Source organism: Propionibacterium cyclohexanicum, assembly GCF_900111365.1.
In the GTDB taxonomy this organism is placed as follows: Bacteria; Actinomycetota; Actinomycetes; order Propionibacteriales; family Propionibacteriaceae; genus Propionibacterium; species Propionibacterium cyclohexanicum.
In genome coordinates this window covers 27,531-49,697 of the sequence record NZ_FOGZ01000009.1, presented here as the reverse complement: position 1 = coordinate 49,697, position 22,167 = coordinate 27,531, and the positions used below count along the sequence as shown (strand labels likewise).

General features: G+C 67.4%; 21 protein-coding genes. 10 read left to right on the top strand and 11 right to left on the bottom strand.

Features of this window, described 5'->3' with window-relative positions; all coding sequences use genetic code 11:
* Positions 1-185: 185 nt before the first annotated feature.
* The 5 genes from BMX93_RS05770 (at position 186) to BMX93_RS05750 (ending at position 5,471) form a co-directional block, all read left to right on the top strand.
* On the top strand, positions 186-287 hold the full coding sequence (locus tag BMX93_RS05770; RefSeq protein WP_002550589.1) for a 30S ribosomal protein bS22: 102 nt from the start codon (positions 186-188) through the stop codon (positions 285-287).
* Positions 288-403: 116 nt separating this feature from the next.
* Positions 404-2,017, top strand: a complete 1,614-nt coding sequence (locus BMX93_RS05765) for a uroporphyrinogen-III synthase (RefSeq protein WP_091968947.1) — start codon at positions 404-406, stop codon at positions 2,015-2,017.
* A gap of 35 nt (positions 2,018-2,052) precedes the next feature.
* Positions 2,053-2,712 carry a histidine phosphatase family protein gene (locus tag BMX93_RS05760; RefSeq protein ID WP_091968945.1) on the top strand — a complete coding sequence of 220 codons (660 nt, stop codon included), beginning with the start codon at positions 2,053-2,055 and terminating at the stop codon, positions 2,710-2,712.
* A gap of 60 nt (positions 2,713-2,772) precedes the next feature.
* Positions 2,773-4,203 (top strand): mycothione reductase, encoded by a 1,431-nt coding sequence (locus BMX93_RS05755; protein WP_091968943.1) that lies wholly within the window; start codon positions 2,773-2,775, stop codon positions 4,201-4,203.
* On the top strand, positions 4,200-5,471 hold the full coding sequence (locus BMX93_RS05750) for a glycoside hydrolase family 3 N-terminal domain-containing protein (RefSeq protein ID WP_091968941.1): 1,272 nt from the start codon (positions 4,200-4,202) through the stop codon (positions 5,469-5,471). The genes BMX93_RS05755 and BMX93_RS05750 overlap by 4 nt, the downstream gene beginning before the upstream one ends.
* 52 nt (positions 5,472-5,523) lie before the next feature.
* On the opposite strand, the gene pstB is transcribed toward BMX93_RS05750, so the two are convergent.
* From pstB to dtd, 9 genes are all read right to left on the bottom strand, one after another.
* Positions 5,524-6,303: a phosphate ABC transporter ATP-binding protein PstB gene (gene pstB, locus BMX93_RS05745; protein ID WP_091968939.1), complete on the bottom strand. Its 780-nt coding sequence runs from the start codon at positions 6,301-6,303 to the stop codon at positions 5,524-5,526.
* A gap of 13 nt (positions 6,304-6,316) precedes the next feature.
* On the bottom strand, positions 6,317-7,423 hold the full coding sequence (gene pstA / locus BMX93_RS05740) for a phosphate ABC transporter permease PstA (protein WP_091968937.1): 1,107 nt from the start codon (positions 7,421-7,423) through the stop codon (positions 6,317-6,319).
* Complete coding sequence (pstC, locus tag BMX93_RS05735; RefSeq protein WP_218139237.1) at positions 7,423-8,361, bottom strand: phosphate ABC transporter permease subunit PstC; 939 nt, start codon at positions 8,359-8,361, stop codon at positions 7,423-7,425. The genes pstA and pstC overlap by 1 nt, the downstream gene beginning before the upstream one ends.
* A gap of 155 nt (positions 8,362-8,516) precedes the next feature.
* A complete protein-coding gene (gene pstS / locus BMX93_RS05730; RefSeq protein WP_245725750.1) occupies positions 8,517-9,725 on the bottom strand; it encodes a phosphate ABC transporter substrate-binding protein PstS in 1,209 nt (402 codons plus the stop codon).
* Between the two features lie 127 nt (positions 9,726-9,852).
* A complete protein-coding gene (locus BMX93_RS05725) occupies positions 9,853-10,761 on the bottom strand; it encodes an NUDIX hydrolase (protein ID WP_091968933.1) in 909 nt (302 codons plus the stop codon).
* Positions 10,758-12,938 carry an RNA degradosome polyphosphate kinase gene (locus BMX93_RS05720; protein ID WP_091968931.1) on the bottom strand — a complete coding sequence of 727 codons (2,181 nt, stop codon included), beginning with the start codon at positions 12,936-12,938 and terminating at the stop codon, positions 10,758-10,760. The genes BMX93_RS05725 and BMX93_RS05720 overlap by 4 nt, the downstream gene beginning before the upstream one ends.
* Positions 12,935-13,879 (bottom strand): mycothiol synthase, encoded by a 945-nt coding sequence (gene mshD / locus BMX93_RS05715; protein ID WP_091968930.1) that lies wholly within the window; start codon positions 13,877-13,879, stop codon positions 12,935-12,937. Before mshD ends, BMX93_RS05720 begins: the two co-directional genes overlap by 4 nt.
* Before the next feature lie 49 nt (positions 13,880-13,928).
* Positions 13,929-14,579, bottom strand: coding sequence for a winged helix-turn-helix transcriptional regulator (locus BMX93_RS05710; RefSeq protein ID WP_091968928.1), 651 nt, complete (start codon positions 14,577-14,579; stop codon positions 13,929-13,931).
* A 149-nt stretch (positions 14,580-14,728) separates the two neighbouring features.
* Positions 14,729-15,160, bottom strand: a complete 432-nt coding sequence (dtd, locus tag BMX93_RS05705) for a D-aminoacyl-tRNA deacylase (protein ID WP_091968926.1) — start codon at positions 15,158-15,160, stop codon at positions 14,729-14,731.
* A gap of 93 nt (positions 15,161-15,253) precedes the next feature.
* Here dtd and BMX93_RS05700 point away from each other — a divergent pair, with 93 nt between their 5' ends.
* The 3 genes from BMX93_RS05700 to ygfZ are packed head-to-tail and all read left to right on the top strand — an operon-like array spanning position 15,254 to position 16,891.
* Positions 15,254-15,436: a hypothetical protein gene (locus BMX93_RS05700; protein ID WP_091968924.1), complete on the top strand. Its 183-nt coding sequence runs from the start codon at positions 15,254-15,256 to the stop codon at positions 15,434-15,436.
* Entirely contained in the window at positions 15,414-15,917 is a 504-nt protein-coding gene (locus tag BMX93_RS05695) for a heme-binding beta-barrel domain-containing protein (RefSeq protein WP_091968922.1), read from the top strand. Before BMX93_RS05700 ends, BMX93_RS05695 begins: the two co-directional genes overlap by 23 nt.
* Positions 15,914-16,891, top strand: a complete 978-nt coding sequence (ygfZ, locus tag BMX93_RS05690) for a CAF17-like 4Fe-4S cluster assembly/insertion protein YgfZ (RefSeq protein WP_091969030.1) — start codon at positions 15,914-15,916, stop codon at positions 16,889-16,891. Before BMX93_RS05695 ends, ygfZ begins: the two co-directional genes overlap by 4 nt.
* A 24-nt stretch (positions 16,892-16,915) precedes the next feature.
* Here ygfZ and typA read toward each other — a convergent pair whose 3' ends face one another.
* Positions 16,916-18,793, bottom strand: coding sequence for a translational GTPase TypA (typA, locus tag BMX93_RS05685; RefSeq protein ID WP_091968920.1), 1,878 nt, complete (start codon positions 18,791-18,793; stop codon positions 16,916-16,918).
* Positions 18,794-19,164: 371 nt separating this feature from the next.
* Between typA and BMX93_RS05680 the strand changes: the two genes are divergently transcribed.
* Together BMX93_RS05680 and BMX93_RS05675 are read left to right on the top strand one after the other, a co-directional pair.
* Positions 19,165-20,166 carry a L,D-transpeptidase gene (locus BMX93_RS05680; protein WP_218139236.1) on the top strand — a complete coding sequence of 334 codons (1,002 nt, stop codon included), beginning with the start codon at positions 19,165-19,167 and terminating at the stop codon, positions 20,164-20,166.
* A gap of 67 nt (positions 20,167-20,233) precedes the next feature.
* Positions 20,234-20,980 (top strand): queuosine precursor transporter, encoded by a 747-nt coding sequence (locus BMX93_RS05675; protein ID WP_245725749.1) that lies wholly within the window; start codon positions 20,234-20,236, stop codon positions 20,978-20,980.
* Positions 20,981-21,055: 75 nt separating this feature from the next.
* Here the strand turns inward: BMX93_RS05675 and BMX93_RS05670 are convergent, their stop codons facing one another.
* The gene (locus BMX93_RS05670; RefSeq protein WP_091968919.1) at positions 21,056-22,072 is read right to left on the bottom strand and encodes a nucleoside hydrolase; all 1,017 of its coding nucleotides are present in this window, start codon (positions 22,070-22,072) and stop codon (positions 21,056-21,058) included.
* Positions 22,073-22,167: the final 95 nt, after the last annotated feature.

Genomic DNA, 22,167 nt, shown 5'->3' with positions numbered 1-22,167 from the left:
GTAGACTCCTTCCGTTCACCCAGTTGTCAGGACGCGTGATGAGCCGGCCCGCCCGGCGCGCAGCGCGACCGGGCCGGGCAGCATTCCATCCATTGAGCAAGTCGGGGCGGGGTTGTTGCGGGCAGTGCCGTGCGGCACTGACTGTGCGGCAGCCCGATCCGCTCCGGAGGCACGAAAGGTCAACTGTGGGTTCGGTCATCAAGAAGCGTCGCAAGAGGATGGCGAAGAAGAAGCATCGCAAGCTCCTCAAGAAGACGCGCATTCAGCGCCGTCGCGCCGGAAAGTAATCGCAGATCCCGCGAGGAACAGGCCGATGGCCGCGCAGTGACACCTGCCAGTGGTCTGCTCGGCAAGGGCCGAGTGCGCATCTGGCCAGCGAACACTCTGGGAGGCAAAGCGCTCAATGAGCCAGCTGAATGACGAGACGATCAGCGAGACCGAGGAATTCAGCGGGGCGGTCACTGCGACCACCGGCGGGAGAATCGCGTTCATCGGAGTCGACCCCAACTCGGCGGATTTCCTCACCCTTGCCGGTGCCCGAGCGCTTCGCGAGGCCGATCTGCTCATCACCACCAAGCCCTTGCGTGCAGTGCTCGATGATGCCGGTGTAGAACTGCCGACCCGTGAGGACACGCATTTCCTGGCCGAGCTGCCCGATGTCGTCGATTTCGAGGTGAAGAGCGCCTCCGAAGGGCGAAGCGTCGCGCGTCTGGTCGCTGGCGATCCGCTCATCGAGGCGGGCATCGCCGGCGAAGCACAGGCCTGCGCGCGGGCAGGCTGCCCCATCGACATCGTGCCGGGCGTGCCCATGCTCACGGCGACGCCAACCCTGGCCGGTGTGAGCTTCCCGGGCCATGCTGTGCAGCTGGTCGCCGTACCCGACGACGCCCATATGGTCGACCTGCCTGCCCAGGGCAGCGTCACACTGAGCTGCGGGCCCTCCCAGCTACCCGGCGTGGTGGCCGGTGCGGTGCAGGCGGGCCGGGCCAAGGACGAGCCCGTCCTGGTGACGACCGGGGCGGCGACACCGCGCCAGCATTCGGTGCTCGCGACGCTCGGGAAGGTCGAGAAGGTGGCTCGCGAGCAGGCGGTGGACGACGAGCCGATCTTCCTTGTGCTCGGTCCGGCCGCCGAGCGCGACGAGGCACTGGACTGGTACGAGAGCAAGCCGTTGTTCGGCTGGCGGGTGCTCGTTCCCCGCACCGGAGCCGACTGCCGTCGGCTCGTCGAACGCCTGCGTCTGCACGGGGCGGTCAGCGAGGAGGTGGCCACCATCTCGGTGGAGCCGCCGCGCAACCCCCAGCAGCTCGACAAGGCAGTCAGGGGCATGGTCGACGGACGCTACGAGTGGGTCGTGTTCACCAGCGCGCATGCTGTCCGGGCCGTCTTCGGGAAACTCGAGGAATACGGGCTCGACTCCCGGGCGCTTTCGGGACTGCGCATCGCCACGGTGGGGGCTGACACCGCGTCCGCGCTGCATACCTGGGGCATTGCGCCCGATCTCAGTCCCAGCACAGTACAGACGGTCGCCGGGCTCGCCGGCGAGTTCCCGGCCTATGACGAGGTGCTCGATCCGATCAACAAGGTGTTCGTTCCCCGGGCCGATATCGCCACCGAGCCGCTCGCAGTCGGCCTGACAGAATTGGGCTGGGAAGTCGACGATGTGACTGCCTACCGGACGGTCCGGGCTGCCCCCCCGCCGTTGGAGACCCGCGAGGCCATCAAGAGCGGGCGCTTCGACGCGGTGGCGTTCACGTCCTCCACCACGGTGCGCAATCTTGTGGGCATCGCGGGCAAGCCGCACGCCCAGACGCTGGTGGTCGCCATCGGCCCGGCAACCGTCGAGGCCTGCGAGGAGCACGGGCTGAGAGTCGACGCCATGGCCCCCCGGCCCGGCCAGATCGAGCTTGCCGACGCGCTGGCGGAGATGGCGCGCCGGCGCCGCGACGCGCTGGCGGCAGCAGGCCAGACCGTCACCAGGCCCTCGGCGAAGCGTCGTCGCCGGGCCTCACACTGAACTGGAGCCGGCAGGCCCCGAGGAGAGGACACGAGGTGGCGATCGAACGGACACTTGTGCACGTCGTGCGACACGGGGAGGTGCACAATCCCGAGGGGGTGCTCTACGAGCGGCTCCCCGGCTACCACCTGTCGCGCAACGGCATGGCGATGGCCACGCTGCTCGCCCGCCATTTCGAGCAGATGCCGATCACTCACCTGCGGGTGAGCCCGCTGCTGCGTGCCCGCCAGACCATGCAGCCGATCGCCAGCGGCCATTCCGGGGTGGAGGTCGTTGTCGACGATCGTCTTCTCGAAGCCGCCAGCAGCTTCGCTGGCCAGCGCTTCGGAAAGTACCACCAGGCGCTGCTCGCGCCACGCAACTGGCTGGCGCTGCGCAACCCCCTGAGGCCCAGCTGGGGAGAGCCCTACACCGATATCGCCACCCGGATGGTCGATGCCCTGCACGACGCCGCGCAGGCCGCAGGACCCGGTGGCCAGGCGATCATGGTGAGCCATCAGTCACCGATCTGGATTCTGCGGCTCGCCATGGAGGGACGCCGAGTGGCGCATCTGCCGACCGGAAGACGGTGCTCGCTGGCATCGGTCACCACCTTCCATTTCCTGTCCGGTCGCTGCGTGCAGATCAGCTACGAGGAGCCGGCTGCCATGTTGCTCGGCAAGGACGGCAACTCCTCCATCAGCACGGGCAGCTGATCCGCATCGCGCGGCGGGGCAATGGCCGTCGCAGCAATGTCTGCGTGGAATCATGGGCACATGACGCGCGATCACTTCGACCTCTGCATCATCGGCTCGGGCAGTGGCAACACCATCATCGACGAACAGTTCGATGATCAGGCCGTCGCGTTGGTCGACCAAGGGGTCGGCGAACAGGAGTGGTTCGGGGGAACCTGTCTCAATGTCGGCTGCATCCCCACCAAGATGCTCGTCGTTCCCGCCGATTTCGCGATGGCGCCGGCGCAGGCCCAGCGGCTGGGCGTCAGCCTGCATCTGAACGGGGTCGACTTCGCGGCAATCCAGAAGCGGGTCTTCGGGCGGACCAATGCGATCTCCACGGCAGGCCTGGAGTGGCGCGAGAAGAACGAGAACGTCACCGTGCTGCGCGAGCCGGCCGCATTCCTCGATGCCCATCGCCTGCAGGTCGGTCGGCGAACCATCAGCGCCGAGCAGTTCGTCATCGCAGCCGGATCCCGGCCCCGCCACCTCGATGTGCCAGGCCTGGATGACCCCGATCTGGCCGGGCTCATCCATACCTACGAGACCATTACGCGGGTGAAGCGCCTACCCCGTCAGCTGGTCATCGTCGGGGGCGGCACCATCGCCGTGGAGCTGGGCCATGTCTTCTCCGCATACGGATCCCGCGTCACTGTCGTGCACCGCGGGCCGACGCTGCTGCGCAGGCTCGACGGCGATCTGCGCGCCGCAGCGACGAAGCTGGCCAGCGAACGGTATTCGGTCAAACTCAACCAGCAGCTGAGCCGGGTCGAGCCGAGCCACAGCGGGGGCCTCATCGTCTGGACCCACGACGCCGACGGCGTGCAGTACAGCTATACCGCCGATGCCATGCTGCTGGCGCTCGGCAATGTGCCCAACGGTGATCTCCTGGCAGTCGAGAAGGCCGGCGTCGCGGTGGACGACGAGGGCTTCGTCGTCACCGACGCCCACCAGCGCACCAGCCAGCCGCACATCTGGGCGCTCGGCGATGTCTGCGACCACCACCTGCTCAAGCACGTCGCCAACGCCCAGGCCCGTACCGTGCAGCACAATCTGCTTCACCCCGACGACCTCGTGTCAACCAGGCGAGAGGTCATCCCGCAGGCAATCTTCACCGACCCTCCCATGTTCGTGGTCGGCGCCACCCAGCAGGAGCTGGAGGCAGCGGGCCAGCCCTTCGTGCACGTCGTGCAGGACTTCTCCTCAGTTGCCTATGGTTGGGCCCTGGACGACCGCACCAGCTTCGTCAAGCTGCTGGCCGATCCGAAGACTGGCCGGCTGCTGGGCGCCCATCTCATCGGCCCCGAGGCCCCCGAGCTGGGCCAGCTGCTGGTGACCGCCATGAGCTTCGGGATCGATGCCCAGCAGATGGCGCGCGGGCAGTACTGGGCACATCCCGAGCTTGCCGAGGTGGTGGAGAACGCACTGTTGTCGATCGCAGCCCAGTGCGAGGCATATCGAGACGCCTCGTGAGACTGGCGTGCCACGGTCGCCAGGGCCTGCTGGGCATCGCCCTGGCAAGCGTCCTGTGCGCCTGCGCGGTAGCCGATCCGACCCACCCTGCGCCGGTTTCCGCCCCGCCCGGGTCCCCATCCCCCGCCGCGAGCACGGCGGGGCTGAGCTCGCCCACCAGCCAAGCGGACGAATCGTCCGCGTCGCCGGGAAGCTGCCTCGCCGCAGCGAGCGAGCTCGACCTCGACGAGCAGGTGGACCTGCTGTACATGGGGGCCATCACCGTCACGACCGCCAGCCAGGCCAGCGCACAGCTGGCCGCCCAGCAGGTCGGTTCGGTGGTACTCATGGCCGATCCGGGCGGTGCACGAGCCACCGGTGAGCTCACCGCCGCGCTCCGCGCCGCGGATCCGGATCTTCTGGTGGCCGCCGATCAGGAGGGTGGGCAGGTGCAAAGGCTTGCAGGGCCGGGATTTGGCGCCATACCGGCGGCGAGCAGCCAGGCTGCGCTGCCCACCGGCACGCTGCGAGCCCAGTGGGGGATGTGGGGCGGGCAGCTGCGCGACGCGGGGGTGCGCTACGACCTCGGGCCCGTCGCCGACCTGGTGCCCGCCGCCAATACCGCCGCAAACGCTCCTATCGGCCAGTTGGGCCGGGGCTACGGCGCCACCAGGACCGACGTCGTCGCGAATGCTTCGGCGGTCATCGGGGGTCTGCACGACGCAGGCGAGCTGAGCAGCATCAAGCATTTCCCAGGGCTGGGCAATGTGACCGTCAACACCGACTTCGGGGTGGCCCATGACACCGTGACCACGTCTGACTCCCCGGAGGTGGACGTCTTCGCGGACCTCGCCGCACGCACCGACTCGGTGATGGTCGGCTCGGTCGTCTATGACCGCATCGATCCGCAAAACCCCGCGATCTTCTCGCCGGACATCATCACCGGCATCCTTCGCCAGCGTCTCGGTTTCGACAAGGTGATCGTCTCCGATGACCTGGGGGCCGCGGCGGCACTGGCCGATTATCCGGTGGCCAGCCGCGGCACCTCCTTCCTGAGGGCAGGCGGAGATCTTGCCCTCGACGTCGACCCCCTCAGCGTCGCCGCCATGAAGGCCGACACGGTGCGCACCGCCCGGTCCGATCCGGCGTTCGGCGCCCAGCTGGTCACCAAGGCGGCCCGGGTCCTCGCGCTGAAGCACAGCGCTGGACTTGTCGGCTGCCAGCCCGCAGAGTCCCGAGAGCGGACTCGGGCCGACCCGATACCACAGCAGCCCGCGTCGGCCCCGTGACGCAAGGATCCCGCCGGCACAACACCATGCCAGCGGGATCCTTGCGGCTCGATCAGCCGAAGCGACCGGTGATGTAGTCCTCGGTCTGCTTCTCCTTCGGGTTGGAGAAGATCGTCTCGGTGTTGTCGAATTCCACGAGATGCCCCGGCATGCCCGTTCCGTTGATCGTGAAGAAGCCGGTCTTCTCGCTCACCCGGGCAGCCTGCTGCATGTTGTGTGTGACGATGACGACCGTGTAGTCCTCCTTGAGCTCCTGGATGAGATCCTCGATCGCGAGCGTCGAGATGGGGTCGAGGGCAGAGCACGGCTCGTCCATGAGGAGCACCTCGGGCTGAACCGCGGTGGCCCGGGCGATGCACAGCCGCTGCTGCTGACCGCCCGACAGGCTCGATCCGGGCCGATCCAGCCGGTCCTTGACCTCGTTCCACAGATTCGCCGAACGCAGTGACCTCTCGAGCACCTCCTCCTTCTCCGAGTGCGCCATCCGCTTGTTGTTCAACTGGATGCCGGCCAGCACGTTCTCGCGGATCGACATCGTCGGGAAGGGATTGGGCTGCTGGAAGACCATGCCCACTTGGCGGCGGACACGGACCGGGTCCACCGCCTTGTCGTAGAGATTCACATTGTCGAGCAGCACCTCGCCGTCGACCCGGGCCCCGGGAGTGACCTCGAGCATCCGATTGAGGCTGCGCAGCACGGTGGACTTGCCGCAGCCCGAGGGCCCGATGAAGGCAGTGACCGAACGCGGCTCGATCATCATGTCGACATCCTTGACGGCGAGGAAATCTCCGTAGTGGATGTTCAGCTTCTTCAGTTCAATGCGCTTGGCCATGATCGTGGGTCCTTCACTTCTTGGTCTTCGGAGAGAAACGAGCAGAGATGAACCGGCCTAGCAGGTTCAGCACCATGACGATGAGGATGAGCACCAGGGCGCCGGTCCAGGCCCGGTCGTAGAAGGGCTGCTGGGGGACGCCGGGCACCATCACCTGGTTGTAGACGAACACCGGGAGGGTGGTCATCTCGCCGCTGAAGGGGTTGGGATTCTTCCAGTTCACGAATCCGGCGGTGATGAGCAGGGGGGCGGTCTCGCCGATGACTCGGGCGATGGCGATGACCACGCCCGAGACGATGCCGGACAGTGCCGTCGGGATGACGATCCTCACGATCGTCAGCCACTTCGTGACCCCTAGCGCGTAGCTGGCCTCGCGCAGCGAATTCGGCACCAGACTCAGCATCTCCTCTGCGGAGCGCACCACATAGGGGATCATCAGCACGCACAGCGACACGGCTCCGGTGAAGCCCATTCGGGCCTGGGCCACGCCGACGATGAGCACGAACAGCGAGTAGGCGAACAGGCCTGCCACGATCGAGGGGATGCCGGTCATCACGTCGACGAGCAGGGTGATCGCCCGAGAGAGCCGGCCATGCCCGTACTCCACCAGGTAGATGGCGGTGAACAGGCCGATGGGCACCGAGATGATGGTCGACAGCGCGGTGACGATGAGGGTGCCTTGAATGGCGTGGGCGGCGCCGCCTCCGGTATTGATGACACCCCACATGCTCTTCGTGAAGTAGTCCGCATCAAAGCGCACGAGGCCCTGCTTGAGGGTTTCGAAGATGAGCGAGATGAGCGGGATGAGCGCAACGATGAATGCGAGGGTGACCAGATCGCGGGCCAGGCCATCGGTGGCCGGGCGGCCACCCTCGACTGCCCGAGCGACGATGAAGTGCACGATGAGGTAGAGCAGGACGCCAATGACCGCGAGCCGGGCCAGGCCGTTGTGTCCGGTGATCACGTCGAACAGCGCAGCCACTGCGAAGCTGAGGACCAGCAGTCCCAGCGAGGTGAAACGCGGCAGCCGAGCGGCGGTGAGCGAGTCGCTGAACAGTCTCTCGAGATCCGTCGGGGCAGGCTCATGCTGGCGCAACTGCTGTGATGTGGAATTGCTCATCAGTTTGCTCCCGAGAAATCGGCGCGGCGGGCAACGACCCAGCGTGAAATGAAGTTGACCACGAAGGTGATGACGAACAGGACCAGGCCGGTGGCGATCAGCAGGTTTCGGGTCAAGCCGGTGGCCTCGGGGAATGACAGGGCGATGTTCGAGGCGATGGTGCCTGAGCTCGTGGAGGTGATGATCGAGAAGTTCACGACCCGCGCCGCAGACAGGACCATCGCCACGGCCATCGTCTCCCCGAGCGCGCGACCCAGCGCGAGCATCGAGGCGGAGATGATGCCCGACTGGGAATAGGGGAAGACGACCTGGCGGATCATCTCCCAGCGAGTGGCGCCCAGGGCGTAGGAGGCTTCGATCTGCCGATCGGGCACCTGGAGGAAGACCTCCCGGCACATCGAGGTGATGATCGGCAGCACCATGACGGCGAGGACCACGACGGCGGTGAGCATCGAGCGTCCGGTACCCGAGACCCGGCCCCCGAACAGGGGGATGAAGCCCAGATAGTCGCCCAGCCAGCGGTGGACGGGCTGCAGGATCAGCGAGAGCGTCTGGAGGCCCCACAGGCCGTAGACCACCGAAGGCACCGCGGCAAGCAGGTCGATGACATATCCGAGTCCCGAGGCGAACCGTCGCGGGGCATAGAGCGCGATGAACAGGGCGATTCCCACTCCGATGGGTACAGCCAGGACGAGAGCGAGGACCGCCGAGTAGAGAGTTCCGAACAGATAGGGTCCGACATAGCTCAGGATGCCGCCATTGCTGCCGTCACCCAGCGGGAAGTCCTGGTGGGTGAGCGCAGGGGCGGCCTGGACGATGAGGAAGATGGCCACGGCGGCCAGGATGACGACGATGAGGACACCGGAGCCCGTCGACAGGCCCTTGAAGACGGAATCTCCATGGCTCTTGCTCGACGGGCTCAATGATTCATCAGTCATCGCCGGCTGGGCAGTTTGCGACGACATCACATCTCCAAGGTTGTGCGAACGGGTGGCAGGAGCGGGCCCCACGCGAACGTGGGGCCCGCCCGCCCTGCCTGCCGGGCCAGAGCGGGCGCACCCCACAGTGCGCGGTGGAACCGCAGTTGTTCTTGTTACTTGATCGAGTCGATCGCGTCCTTGACCTTGGTCGCCAGGGCGCTGGGCAGCGGGGCGCTTCCGGCATTCTGCTGGGCGACCTGCTGGCCCTCAGAGCTGGACACATAGCCCAGGTACGACTTCACCAGGGCCGCGGTGTTCGAATCCTTGTACTCCTCGCAGGCGAGCAGATAGGACACCAGCACGAAGGGATAGCCGGAGGCCTTGCGGTCGAGCTGCAGCGAGACGTCCTTGGCGGGGCGGTTCGGCATCTGGGGGGAGGCCTCGACGACCTGGGCGGCGGCCTCGGCGGTCGGGCCGACGAAGTTGCCCGAGGTGCCGAACTTCGCGATGCTCAGATCCTTGGCCTGGGACTCATCGGCGTATCCGATGGTGCCGGCACCATTCTTCACTGCGGTCACGACACCGGAGGTGCCATTGGCCGACTCGCCGGCGAAGGCGGTGGGCCAGGTCTGGGAACCGGCCTCGGTCCAGATGTCGGGTGCGGTGACGTGCAGCGTGTCGGTGAAGTTCTCGGTGGTGCCCGACTTGTCGGCGCGGTGCACGACCGAGATCGGAGAGCTGGGCAGGTTGGCGCTGGGGTTGAGGGCCTTGATGGCCGGGTCGTTCCAGGTGGTGATCTTGCCGGAGAAGATCTTGGCCGTGGTGGGGGCGTCGAGATTGAGGTCGGTGACACCGTCGAGGTGGAAGACGATCGCGATCGGCGAGATGTAGACGGGCAGGTTCAGGGCGTTCGAGGAGGAGGTGCACTGGCCGAAGTTGCCAGCCTTCATGTCTGCGTCCGTGAGCACGGCGTCCGAGCCGGCGAAGGACACTGCGCCGCTCTTGAAGTCGCTCTGGCCCTGGCCCGAGCCGCCGCCGCCGTAGCTCACCTTCACGTTCGGCTGGATGGTGGCGTACTTGGCGATCCATGCGGTCTGCGCCGCTGCCTGGGAGGTCGCGCCCGAACCAGCAAGGGTGCCGGACAGCTGCGCGGGGGCCGACGTAGCGCTGCCACCATTGCCCGTCGCGGACGAGGAGGGGCCCTCGCTGCCACAGGCAGCAAGAGCAAGTGAACTGAGTGCGGCAACTGCCGCGATCATGACCTTGCGGTTCATCGACACGATGAAGTCCTTCACGCTTCGTGGGAACCAGGTCTGCAGCGCAGACCCCGGGGGCTTCTGCTGCCCACCGAAGCTCACGGTAGGGGGGGGATGTGTCCTCATGGCGCGCACAAGGTGAACGGAAGGTTAACAATGGGTTATCGAGGGAAGTGGGCTTCCCACCCGGCGGCAGCGAGGCATCCGCGCGAGCATTGGTGGGCCCTCGAGTTGCGCCGCGAGTCCAGCGTCGCTAGATCGGTGATGTGTGGGTCTCGACCGAAACCGGTTCCCCGCGGGTGTCCAGGTGGATCGTCCAGCACTCTGCAGGCGACATCGGTCCCGGAGCCAGCCCCAGGCCCACCTGCATGTCGGCCAGGACTGGGCGGTGCCCGCAGACCACCAGCGGGCGGCCCGGCTGCGCCAGCGCCCGGGCGCGCACGTGCTCCATGAGCTCGATGACCTGCCGCGCGTGGCCTTCGGCGCCCTCCTCGCTCAGCAGTGCCACGAGCTCGGGTTCGATGCCGGCGTCTGCGGCGAAAGGATCGAGGGTCTGGCGGCAGCGCCGCGAGGGGGACGAGACGGCGGTCGAGGTGCCATAGGCGGCGAACAGCCCGGCGAGGGCACGTGACTGACGATGGCCCCGCGCGGACAGCGGCCGATGCGGATCGGCGTGCGGCCAGCTCTTGCGGGATCTGGCCTTGGCGTGCCGAACAAGCAGGATGGTGCCACCGGGGGCTTGGTCCGCCACCGCGACGGCCTCGTCGAGGAGCGTGTGCTCGTCGTCATAGGTGAGCATGCCATGGGCCTCGGCCACGGTGGGCCAGGCGAGCACATCGGCCTCCTCATCGTGGTCGGGGCTGGCCTCACCCTGCTGCTCACCAAGCCACCACCACACCCTCTTGGGGCCGGAACCCACCTCGTAGTCGAGGCAGGGCAGCGGGCGCCCGAGGCACACATGGACGCCGGTCTCCTCCTCGACCTCGCGCACCGCAGTCACCGGGAGATATTCGGCGTGGTTGGGCTTGCCCTTCGGCAGGGTCCAGTCGTCGTAGCCGGGCCGATGCTCCAGCAGCACCTGGCGCGTGCTGCCGGTGCCACGGAAGACCACGGCACCGGCAGCCCGCACGCTGGGCTCGCCCGAGGCAGCTGACTTGCTCATCGGTTCGGCAGGACGCCGGGGCGCTGGAAGTGCAGCGTGCGGCGTTGTGGTGTGGCCGGGGAGCGCCGTCTGCGGCTGGTGCTGTCGATGAGCCACTCCTGGAGATCGCGCTTCGGGCTGCCGTCCTCGTTGGTGGTCCGGGGTGTCCAGGTCCGGTTGTCGAGCCGCCAGGTGACGGTGCGGGGGTCGAAGGCCATGTCGAACAGCTGGTTGATCTCGGCAATGTGGCCGGGGTTCGTAATGGACACGATGGTCTCGACCCGGCGGTCGAGATTGCGGTGCATGAGGTCAGCGGAGCCGATGCCGACGAGGGGGCGCCCGGCATTCTCGAACCAAAACAGCCGCGAGTGCTCCAGGAAGCGTCCCAGGATCGAGACCACGGTGATGTTCTCGCTCAGGCCGGGGATACCCGGGCGCAGGCCGCAGATGCCGCGCACCCACAGCTGCACCTCGACGCCGGCCTGGCTGGCCCGGTACAGGGCGTCGATGATGGCCTCGTCGATGATCGAGTTCACCTTGATCCTGATCCGCGCCGGCAGGCCCTTGGCGTGGTTCTCGATCTCTCCCGAGATGGCCTCGATGAGCCCGGTCCGCACTCCCTGGGGTGCGACGAGCAGCCGTCGGTAGCGCGTCTCCTGGGTCATTCCCGACAGGTGGTTGAACAGCCGGGCGACATCCTCGGTGACGATCGGATTGCAGGTGAGCAGGCCCATGTCCTCGTACTGGCGGGCCGTCTTCGGATTGTAGTTGCCGGTGCCGATATGGGCGTAGCGGCGCAGCCCCTCGGGCTCGTCGCGCACCACCAGCATGAGCTTGCAATGGGTCTTGAGGCCCACCATGCCATAGACCACGTGCACGCCATGGCGCTCGAGCTTGCGGGCCCAGGCGATGTTGTTCTGCTCGTCGAAGCGCGCCTTGATCTCGACCAGCGTCAGCACCTGCTTGCCCGCTTCGGCGGCCTCGATGAGGGCATCGATGATGGGGGAGTCACCACTGGTGCGGTAGAGCGTCTGCTTGATGGCAAGCACATGCGGGTCGGCTGCCGCCTGCTCGATGAGGCGCTGGACGCTGGTGGCGAAGGAATCGTAGGGGTGGTGCAGAAGGATGTCGCGATTGCGGATGGCCTTGAACAGATCGGCTGAACTCGATGTCTCGACCGGGGCCAGATTGGGGTGGGTCTTGGGCAGGAAGTTGGGGTACTTCAGCGACTCGCGGTCGACGTCGGCGATGGCGAACAGGGCTGTGAGGTCGAGCGGCGCGGGCAGCCGGAAGACCTCCTTGGGGCTCACGTCCAGCTCGTCGGCGAGCAGCTCCAGCAGGTCGTCCTGGATGCTCGAGTCGACCTCGAGGCGCACCGGAGGGCGCCCAACCTTGCTGTGCAGCAACTCCTTCTCGAGGGCGAAGAGCAGATTCTCCGCGTCGTCCTCCTCCACCTCGATGTCCTCGTTGCGGGTCACCCGGAAGGTCGCAGACTGGAGCACCTTCATCCCGGTGAACAGCTCGGGCAAGTGGTGGACTATCACCTCCTCGAGCGGCACGAAACGGCAATCGCCGAGCCGGACGAGCCGGTCGAGGACGGTGGGTACCTTGATCCGGGCGAACTGGCGCATACCGGTCTCGGGATTGGCGAGCAGCACGGCGACGTTGAGCGAGAGTCCCGAGATATAGGGAAAGGGGTGTGACGGATCGACGGCCAACGGGGTGATGACGGGGAAGATCCGGTCGGTGAACAGCGTGCGCATGCGCTGCTTCTCCTCGCCCGTGAGCTGCTCCCAATTGACCAGTTCCACACCATTGGCGGTCAGCTCCGGCAGGATCTGCTCGTGGAACACCTGCGACTGGGCGTCGACCAATTCGTGGGTGCGGGCCAGGATGGCATCGTGCAGCTCCCGGGGCATCATGCCGGTGAGCGAGGGCACCGCGACCCCGGCATCGATGCGGCGTTTGAGGCCGGCGATGCGCACCATGAAGAACTCGTCGAGGTTCGAGCTGAAGATGGCGAGGAACTTTGCGCGCTCCAGCAGCGGAATGCGCTGTCGGTCGCGGGCCAGATCGAGCACGCGGTTGTTGAATGCGAGCCAGCTCAGCTCACGTTCGCTGAAGCGGTCCTCCGGCAGCTTGGGGGCTGCGGCGGGCTCTTCGGCCTCATCGGGGCCATCCGTCTCCAGCTCGGTCATCGGTTCAGCTCCTGATCGGCGTATGCGGTGTCGGCGGACACCACCGCGAAGCCGGCCGTGCGGTACATCTCGACCACACGCGGACGCGAGGCCTCGACATAAAGGTCGATCGCATCCACACCCCTGGCTTGCATCTGCACAATACCGGCATCGAGCAGCGCGCGTCCGATGCCACGGTGCTCGTAGCCGGGATCGACCCCGATGACATAGACCTCACCGCGTGGCGTACCGGCGTGGTTCTCGACCTTGGTCCAGTGAAAGCCGATCAGCCGACCGGAGCGGTTGCGGGCCACGAGCAGCCCTGTGAGATCGAACCACTCCTGGGACATCCGCACCCTGGCATCCTGCGCGCTCATGGCACCCTGCTCCGGGTGGTCGGCGAAGGCCGCGTGGTTGACCTCGACGAGCGCCTCGAGGTCCTCGGGCCGGAAGTGGTCCAGCGCGATGCCCGCGGGCAGGGGGAAGTCGTGCGCCGCGGCGGGAGGCATGGCCAGCCGCATCATGAGCAGGCTGCGCACCGGGCGCAGTCCAAGTCGGCTCGCCAGCGCCTTCGCTGCCGGCAGGTCACCGAACGCCCACCAGGAGAGGGCCGGGCCGGCTGCAGCGGGCGAGAGTCGTGGGCCGGCGAGCCCATGGCTCTCGCGCACGGCCCCCGCCAGCGCCGTGCCGATTCCCTGGCGGCGCCCGGTGGGCTCCACCATGAGCTGGACGGAGTGCTCGCGGGCGTCCCACTGCGCGTAGCCGAGCAGATCATTGCCCTGGCTCACGCCACGGGCCAGCCAGTGAAGATGACGCCCGCCTGGCGCGGCGAGCCCGAGCGTCCCCGATTCGTTGAGCGGTTCGACCGAGTCGGCCACCGCGCATCGCCTCACCAAGGCATGGACCGATTCCTGGTCGGAGGGGCTCAGGCTGGTGTGCTCAAGGATCGTCGCGACGCTCATGCCGGCAAGCCTAGGATGCGGCGCTGACAGTGGCCCGCCCGTCCTGGGCTCAGCGCTGCGGGTTGAATCGGTATCCGACGTTGCGCACCGTACCGATGTAGGAGTCGTATTCGGCGCCCAGCTTGGCGCGCAGCCGGCGCACGTGAACGTCCACCGTGCGGGTGCCGCCGTAGTAGTCGTAGCCCCAGACCTTCTTGAGCAGATCCTCGCGGGTCAACACCCTTCCGGGATGGGCCACGAGGAATTTGAGCAGCTCGAACTCGGTGTAGGTGAGATCGAGGGACCGCCCCCCGACGGTCGCGGTGTAGGCCGCCTCGTCGACGACGATCGCTCCGCCGCTGATCGTGCTGTGCGCCGACGAGGTGAGCAGCAGGCGCAGTCTCGCGTCCCACTCGGCGGCCTCGGCGCCGTCGACGACGAAGTCGGTGACGCCCCAGTCCGGGTTGAGCACGGACAGCCCCTGCGGTGCCGCGAGCAGCAGCACCGGCTTGTTGAGGCCTGCCGCGGTGAGGAGCTGACAGGTGGTGCGGGTTGCCGCCAGGTCACCGCGCCCGTCGACGATGATGGCGTCGGCCTGGGTGGCCTCGGCCACCGCCTTGTTGCCCCCCTGCACCCGCGTCATCGAATGGCCCAGCAGGACGAGCTCGGGGGGAATCTCTGCAGGATTCGCAACAGGTGAGACGAACAGAACATCGCTCATCGCTGCCTCTCCCCGCTCTGCCGGTTCTGCCTGGTGTCTTGAATCTGCTGGTGTCTTGAATCCGCTGGTGTCTTGAATCTGCGTGCGTCCAAGGATAGTGGTGCTGCGCCTCGTGGCCTTGCATGGCTCGCCTGATGCCGGCGATGCGTTCACCGCTCGGATTCGAGCAGTATGGTCAGCGGCCCGTCATTGACGAGGCTCACCTGCATAGTGGCGCCGAAGCGGCCGGTCTCCACATGGGCGCCCAGGGCGCGCAAGCCCTCGACGTAGGCGTCGACGATCGGCTCGCTGATCGGGCTCGGCGCGGCTGCCGACCAGCTGGGGCGTCGCCCCTTGTGGGTGTCCGCGTAGAGGGTGAACTGGCTTATCGCCAGGATCGGCGCGCCCAGATCCGCCGCGGACCGCTCGCCGTCGAGGATGCGCAGCGTCCATGTCTTCGCGGCGAGCTTGTGGGCGGTGGCGATGTCATCGCCATGGGTGACCCCCACCAGGGCCACCAGCCCCTCGGCCGGCAGCGATCCCACCACCTGCCCATCGATGCTCACCTCGGCGCGGGCGGCGCGTTGCAGGAGGACTCGCATGGTGGCATGGTGCCACAGGCCCGGTGAGCCGGTCCGCGCATCCGGCCAGCGGCGAGCTGCCCACCTGCCGAACAGGGCTCCTAAGCTTTCGGGGTGGGGATCTTCGATCTGGTGATGCTGCTGGCGGCGGCGGCCGTGGTGGCTGCCGTGGCGATCGCGCTTATCAGCGTGGTGCTGCGCTGGCTGGTCCGGCGCGAGAACCGTCCGGCTCCGATCGAGCACCCGCGCCCGTCGAGTGACAGGAGACGCTTGCATGCCCTTCGAGATTTCCGCTGACCTCAACCCGGCGCTCATGCCACTGGCCTGGCTGATCGGACGCTGGCAAGGCACCGGGCACGGCTCGTGGCCGCAACGAGGTGATTTCGAGTTCGGCCAGCAGATCGAGTTCGCCACCAATGGCGAGCCCTATCTGCATTACATCTCCCAGACCTATACGACCAACGAGTCCGGGGTTCCGCAGTCCCCGCTCGGTATGGAAACCGGCTTCTGGCGTCCCCAGTCCGACGGCACCCTCGAGGTGGTGCTCAGCGATCCGCAGGGCTGGAGTGAGGTCTGGGCAGGCCATATCGACGGCGCGAAGATCGAGCTGGTCACCGACGTGGTCGCCCGCACCACCACCTCGGAACTCGCCTACACCGGCGGTGAGAGGCTCTACGGCAATGTCGAGGGCGATCTGCTGTGGACCTTCGACCGTGCCACGAAGGACGTTGCCCTCCAGCCCTATATGTGGGCGCGGCTGCAGCGGCGGTCGCGATGAGTGGCACGGCAGTGCTGGTGGAGGAGGGTCCCGACACGGGCCTGTTGTGGCATCGCGGTTCGCCCTTCGCCGAGCAGAAGGCCTTCGAGCAGGGCGCCGCGATCATCGAGCTCGCCAGGGGCGGGATCATCGAGGTGAGCGGTCCCGATCGACTCGAGTGGCTCAACTCGCTGAGCACCGGGCGTTTCGGGGAGTTGCAACCCGGGCAGGGTCTGGAGGCTCTCCTGCTCAGCCCTACCGGTCATGTGCAGCATCTGCTGCGGGCCGTCGAGGATGGTGAACGGCTCTGGTTGAGCAGCGATGCCCACGATGCCACAGCGGTGTTCGACTACCTGGCGTCGATGCGCTTCCGCACGAAGGTGCAGGTCGTCGCCCACCCCGAGCTGAGCCTGCGGTGGGTAGGTGCCCAGCTGACCGGCGAGCGGGGGCTGCCCGAACCGGTGGCGCCCGCGGTGCCTGCACCCTTCGGCCCGGGCACGCTGCAGATCGGGGCCGTGGGCCAGCCCGGTCCCGACGACGAGCGGATGGCCGGCATGTGGGCCTGGCACGCCGAGCGGATCGCCGCCGGGGTGCCGAAGATCGGCGTCGACACCGACGAGCGGACCCTGCCCAATGAGCTGGGACTGTACGCAACCGCCCTGGACAAGGGCTGCTACTGCGGGCAGGAGACGGTGGCCCGGGTCCACAATCTCGGGCGGCCGCCGCGCCGGCTGGTGCGGCTGCTGCTCGACGGGTCGACCAGCGAGATCCCGGGCATCGGTTCGGCCATCGGCTACGAGGGGCACGATGTCGGGCGCATCGGTGCCACCGCGATCCACCACGAGGACGGGCCGATCGCGCTGGGCCTGGTCACTCGCTCGATCCCGGTGGACGCCCAGTTCGCCATCGCAGGCGTCCCGGCTGCCCAGGAAGCGCTCGTCGATCCCGACATCGGCCTCCACGTCAAGCCGGCCCACCTGCTGCGCAGGCGCTGAGGCGCTCCCGCGGAGACTCTCGCGTCAGCTCTTGGCGTCCTGGGACTTTGCCCGGGTACGCACCTTGGCGCGGTCTCGTGCGTCGAGCACCACCTTGCGGACCCGGACCGTCTCGGGGGTGACCTCGAGGCACTCGTCGCCGGCGCAGTATTCCAGCGACTGTTCAAGGCTCATCCGGCGCGGCGGGATGAGCCGTTCCAGCTCGTCCCCGGTGCTGGAGCGCACATTGGTGAGGTGCTTCTCCTTGGTGGGATTGACGTCCATGTCATCAGGACGGGCGTTCTCGCCGACCACCATGCCCTCGTAAACCTCGTCGCCGGGGCCGACGAACAGCTCGCCGCGCTCCTGGAGATTGAACAGCGCGTAGCTGGAGACGACCCCCTGACGGTCGGCCACCAGCGAACCGGTGGGACGCGAGCGCATCTCGCCGGCCCACTTGGCGTAGCCCTCGAAGACGTGGTTCATGATGCCGGTGCCGCGGGTCGAGGTGAGGAACTCGGTGCGGAATCCGATGAGGCCTCGCGAGGGGACCACATACTCCATGCGCACCCAGCCGGTGCCATGGTTGACCATCTGGTCCATCGTGCCCTTGCGGGTGCCCATCATCTCGGTGACGACACCGAGGAACTCCTCGGGCACGTCGATGGTCAGCCGCTCCGTGGGCTCCATGAGGACTCCCCGCTCGTCGCGGTGCGTGACCACCTCGGGCTTGCCCACCGTCAGCTCGAAGCTCTCGCGGCGCATCATCTCCACCAGAACTGCCAGCTGGAGCTCGCCGCGGCCCTGCACCTCCCAGGTATCGGGCCGTTCGGTGGGCAGCACCCTGATCGAGACATTGCCGATGAGCTCGGCATCGAGGCGGTTCTTCACCAGCCGCGCGGTGAGATTCTTGCCCGAGCGGCCCGACAGCGGGGAGGTGTTGATGCCGATCGTCATCGACAGCGAGGGCTCGTCGACGTGAATGAGCGGCAGGGGACGCGGGTCGCTCGGATCGCTGATCGTCTCCCCGATGGTGATCTCGGGGATACCGGCGATGGCGATGATGTCGCCGGGTCCGGCGCTCTCGACGCTCTTGCGGTCCAGCGCGTCGTTCATGAGCAACTCGGAGAGCTTGACATTGCGGATGGAGCCGTCGCGGCGGCACCAGGCGACCGTCTCGCCACGCTTGATCGTGCCCTCGACGATTCGGCACAGCGCGAGGCGTCCCAGATAGGGCGAGGAGTCGAGATTGGTGACGTGGGCCTGCAGGGGTGCCCCCTCGTGATAGCTGGGCGCCGGAATGGACTTCTCGATGACATCGAACAGCGGCTGCAGAGTGTCGCAGTCGGGCAGGCCGCCGTTCTCGGGCTTGTTGAGCGAGGCGCGGCCGGCCTTAGCGGAGCAGTAGACGATCTGGAAGTCGAGACCCTGCTCGTCGCCGTCCTCCAGGAGGTCCATGAAGAGCTCGTAGGTCTCGTCGACGACCTCGTCGATGCGGGCATCGGGACGATCGACCTTGTTGATGACCAAGACGATCGGCAGTTTCTTGTTGAGGGCCTTGCGCAGCACGAAGCGGGTCTGAGGCAGCGGGCCCTCGGAGGCGTCCACCAGAAGCAGCACGCCGTCGACCATTTCCAGGCCGCGTTCCACCTCGCCGCCGAAATCGGCGTGCCCGGGGGTGTCGATGATGTTGAGGGTGAGTGTGCGCCCATCGGTCATGGTGTGCTTGACCGCGGTGTTCTTCGCGAGAATGGTGATGCCCTTCTCGCGCTCGAGGTCCATCGAGTCCATGACGCGGGCCTCCACGTCACTGCCTGCGCGAAAGGCCCCGGACTGCCACAACATCGCATCGACGAGCGTGGTCTTCCCGTGGTCGACGTGGGCGACGATGGCGACATTGCGCAGATCCTGACGTACAGGCATGGAACTCCGAACTGGTGGAATCGAGGGGCGGCAGATGGCCGGGCGGTCGCGTGGGCAGACCGCATCGCGTCGATTCTATGCGACCGATCCCCCAAGGAGCCATTTGGCCGGCCATGCCGCGCACCGGGACCAGCCGGCCGGTGTCCATCGCGTCGGACAGGAGGATTCCCGCCGGCGAGAAATCCGCCCTCCCATTGCACGATCGTGCGCGCCTGTGTGCATCCGAGCGCATAGGCTACATGCGCGGCACCCGCTCTCTCGATGGCTGTGCACAGATGCGTTGCGGTGACAGCTCACCGGGCCCTTTCCGTGGTGCCGGGGCGATCGGAGCGTGGCATGGATCGACGATTCTGGCGGCGGGAGCCCTGCGGGTGAGCGCGCCCGTCCCGCCCAGGTGCCCACCACATCCCCCGGCCGGGCACGGCACCCTGCCCCAGCGCCACCCACCCGGGGGGAGGCGGGCCGGTGCCGGCAGCTACGGACGGCGCATCCCGCGGGCCGTGCTGGTGCGGCGCTGGGCCCTGGTGCTCGCAACAGCCATTGCCCTGCTCACTGCGGTGATCGCGCCCTTCGCGCTGCGTTCCCACCAGAGCGAGGCGCGCGCCGAACAGGGCAATGAGCTGACAGCCTGTCAGGACAGCGCACGGCAGTACGACGAACTGGTGACCCGCCTTTATCAGCTGGCCGGCGGTGGCCAGAACGACCTCGCGGCCGGATCCGGTGACCCGGGGACGGTGGAGAACTACCGGGCCCTGTACTCGCAGGTCGTTGCCGACAAGTTGGCACCATGCAGTGCAGCGGGCTCGGCATCGGAACTGTCCGGCCAGGCATCCCGCCATGACGCCGCCACATCCGCGCTGCGCGCGAAGATCGATGCCGTTGCGACGGGCGAGTGCCCCTCGGGCGCCTCGGCGAGCGCCTCCTGCCCATCGCCACACGCCGCGACCATCGACTGGGTCTCGCCCTCGGGAGGCAAACAGCCCGATCTGTCCGGCTATCGACAGCTCAGCGTCCACGTCTCGCTGGCGGACCAGAGGGTCTACGTGATGAGCGGTTCGACGGTGATCTATTCGATGATCTGCTCCAGTGGCAAGGGCGAGGACACTCCCACCGGCACCTTTTGGGTGCAGAACCGCGGCGAGAGCTTCTTCAACGGCACCGAGCAGATGGGAGCCAACTACTGGGTCTCGTGGAAGAACTACGGCGAATTCCTCTTCCACTCAGTGCCCATCGACAAGAACGGGAACTACATCGTCTCCGAGGCGCTCAAACTGGGGCACAAGGCCTCCAGCGGCTGCATCAGGCTGACCGTCGACGACGCGAGGTGGCTCTACGAACAGCTGCCCGAGAACACCACCGTCGTCATCTCCTGAGAACGGAGCATCCCGCCCACCATGCGAGGTGCGCCGCCCGAGCGGGCGCCGCCTACACTCAGTGCCCGTGACAAGCACCACATCTGCCCCCCGCGAGGCCCCCGTCGTCTATGCGGAGACCGGATCCAGGATCTATGCCGTCATGCTCGCCATCTTGTGCGTGGTCATCGTGCTGTCGGGAATCGGAGCCTCCAAGGGAGTCGCCTTCGGGCCCGTCATCACCGACGCGGCATTCTTCATCTTCCCGCTCAGCTATATCCTCGGCGACTCCATCACCGAGATCTACGGGGCCCGCGCCGCGCGGATCGCCATCACCATGGGTTTCGTCGTCAATGCGGCAAGCGCCGCCGTGTACTGGGTGATCATCGCGCTGCCCGGACTGGGCGGCGACTATGCCGACGCCAAGCAGCAGGCCCTCGTCGTGGCGCTCGGTCCGGTGTGGCAGGTGGTGCTGGCCGGGATGGTGGGTTTCGCCGGCGGACAGAGCGTCAACTCGCTCATCATGTGGCTCGGCAAGCGCCGTCACAAGGAGAAGGGGCTGTATGCCCGGCTGGCCAGCTCGACCGGGCTCGGCGAGCTGGTGGACACCGTGCTGTTCTGCACGATCGCGGCGCCGGTGATCGGGCTGACAGGGTGGCGGCAGTGGGCGAACTACACGGTGGTCGGCTATCTGTACAAGATTGCCGTGCAGTACGCCGTGATGCCGATCACGGCGTGGGCCATCCGGGTGATCAAACGGCGCGAGCCCAGCTACCAGGCAGCTTTGCAGGTGATTGCCCGGCAGGGGGCGCCGGCGGCTGCCGTGACGGGCTGATCGCGCTGGGGTGAGCTGGGTCGAGCTGGGTGGAGAGGCTGTTCTCCCGCAGACCGGCCCGGGCAGGTCGCCGGGTCAGTGGGTCAGGCGCTGTATTGCTGCGGTGAAGGCAGCCAGGCTGACGCCGGGTGCGACGTGATCGACGATCCGGGCATTGGCCGGACGGTGCCACAGATTGCGCAGGTCGGCCACCGTGGTGCCCCGGGTGAGCTCGGAGCCGGTTTCCACACCCACCCAGGTCGCCGTGGCGTGGTAGGGCACCTCGCCGAGGGCGATCTCGGCGGCCAGCAGGTCGTGCACCTGGGCCAGATAGCCGTAGCCCCAGTCGGCGTGGAACTCGAAATAGAAGCGCAGGGCGTCGGCGAGCAGGTCGATCAGCGCTGAACTGGTGTCGCTGGGCGGGCGGTTGCGGGCCAGCTCGGGGGACAACTGCGGCGCCAGGGCCCCGGCCGCTGTCGCCAGCCTGTCAAGGTCATCGGGTTTCAGCTCGATCTGTTCGGTGACCCCCAGCGAGCACACCAGTGGCAGCCGTTGCGTGGGCATCCCCTCGTAGGCCCGGTAGACCTCGGCAGCTGCGTGCGGATCGCACCAGCTGTTCCACTCGGCGGTGGGCGTGGTGTTCCCGGGATGGTTGAAGCTGCCGCCCATGATCACCACTTGGGCAGCCAGCCGTGGCAGCTCAGGTTCGGCACGAAGCGCCAGCGCCAGGTCGGTGAGCGGCCCGGTGACAAGCAGCGTGGTGGCGCCGGGATGTGAACGCAGCTCCGGCAGCCACAGTTCCTCGAGGAAATCGCCGCTGCGCAAAGAGGTCAGGTCACCGGGCAACCGGGCGTATCCCAGGCCTGCCGAGCCATGTGTTTCAGGTGTGGTCGTGGCTGGCACCACGAGCGGGGCGCCGGCGCCGGTGTACACCGGCACTTCGGCGCGCCCGCAGACTGCCAGCACGCCCGCCGAGTTGCGGGCGGCGGCCCGGGCCGTGGTATTGCCGGTGCTGGCGCTGACGCCCACCAGCTCCACGTCCGGACGGGAGGCGAGCTGCACCAGCGCCAGGGCATCGTCGATGCCCGTGTCGACGTCCGCGATGATCCGCATGGCCTGCCTCCCGGTGGCTGGATCAAGTCAGCCTCGTGCATCGACCGTACCCAGGGCCGGGCGGTTGCGCCATTGTGTTCGGCGCGGAGCCCCGC

Excerpts from the sequence above, each read along its gene's own strand:
- BMX93_RS05765 (WP_091968947.1), top strand. The coding sequence starts at position 404 with ATGAGCCAGCTGAATGACGAGACGATCAGCGAGACCGAGGAATTCAGC.
- BMX93_RS05755 (WP_091968943.1), top strand. The coding sequence starts at position 2,773 with ATGACGCGCGATCACTTCGACCTCTGCATCATCGGCTCGGGCAGTGGC.
- pstB (WP_091968939.1), bottom strand. The coding sequence starts at position 6,303 with ATGGCCAAGCGCATTGAACTGAAGAAGCTGAACATCCACTACGGAGAT.
- pstA (WP_091968937.1), bottom strand. The coding sequence starts at position 7,423 with ATGAGCAATTCCACATCACAGCAGTTGCGCCAGCATGAGCCTGCCCCG.
- pstC (WP_218139237.1), bottom strand. The coding sequence starts at position 8,361 with ATGACTGATGAATCATTGAGCCCGTCGAGCAAGAGCCATGGAGATTCC.
- pstS (WP_245725750.1), bottom strand. The coding sequence starts at position 9,725 with ATGAGGACACATCCCCCCCCTACCGTGAGCTTCGGTGGGCAGCAGAAG.
- BMX93_RS05725 (WP_091968933.1), bottom strand. The coding sequence starts at position 10,761 with ATGAGCAAGTCAGCTGCCTCGGGCGAGCCCAGCGTGCGGGCTGCCGGT.
- BMX93_RS05720 (WP_091968931.1), bottom strand. The coding sequence starts at position 12,938 with ATGACCGAGCTGGAGACGGATGGCCCCGATGAGGCCGAAGAGCCCGCC.
- mshD (WP_091968930.1), bottom strand. The coding sequence starts at position 13,879 with ATGAGCGTCGCGACGATCCTTGAGCACACCAGCCTGAGCCCCTCCGAC.
- BMX93_RS05710 (WP_091968928.1), bottom strand. The coding sequence starts at position 14,579 with ATGAGCGATGTTCTGTTCGTCTCACCTGTTGCGAATCCTGCAGAGATT.
- dtd (WP_091968926.1), bottom strand. The coding sequence starts at position 15,160 with ATGCGAGTCCTCCTGCAACGCGCCGCCCGCGCCGAGGTGAGCATCGAT.
- BMX93_RS05695 (WP_091968922.1), top strand. The coding sequence starts at position 15,414 with ATGCCCTTCGAGATTTCCGCTGACCTCAACCCGGCGCTCATGCCACTG.
- ygfZ (WP_091969030.1), top strand. The coding sequence starts at position 15,914 with ATGAGTGGCACGGCAGTGCTGGTGGAGGAGGGTCCCGACACGGGCCTG.
- typA (WP_091968920.1), bottom strand. The coding sequence starts at position 18,793 with ATGCCTGTACGTCAGGATCTGCGCAATGTCGCCATCGTCGCCCACGTC.
- BMX93_RS05670 (WP_091968919.1), bottom strand. The coding sequence starts at position 22,072 with ATGCGGATCATCGCGGACGTCGACACGGGCATCGACGATGCCCTGGCG.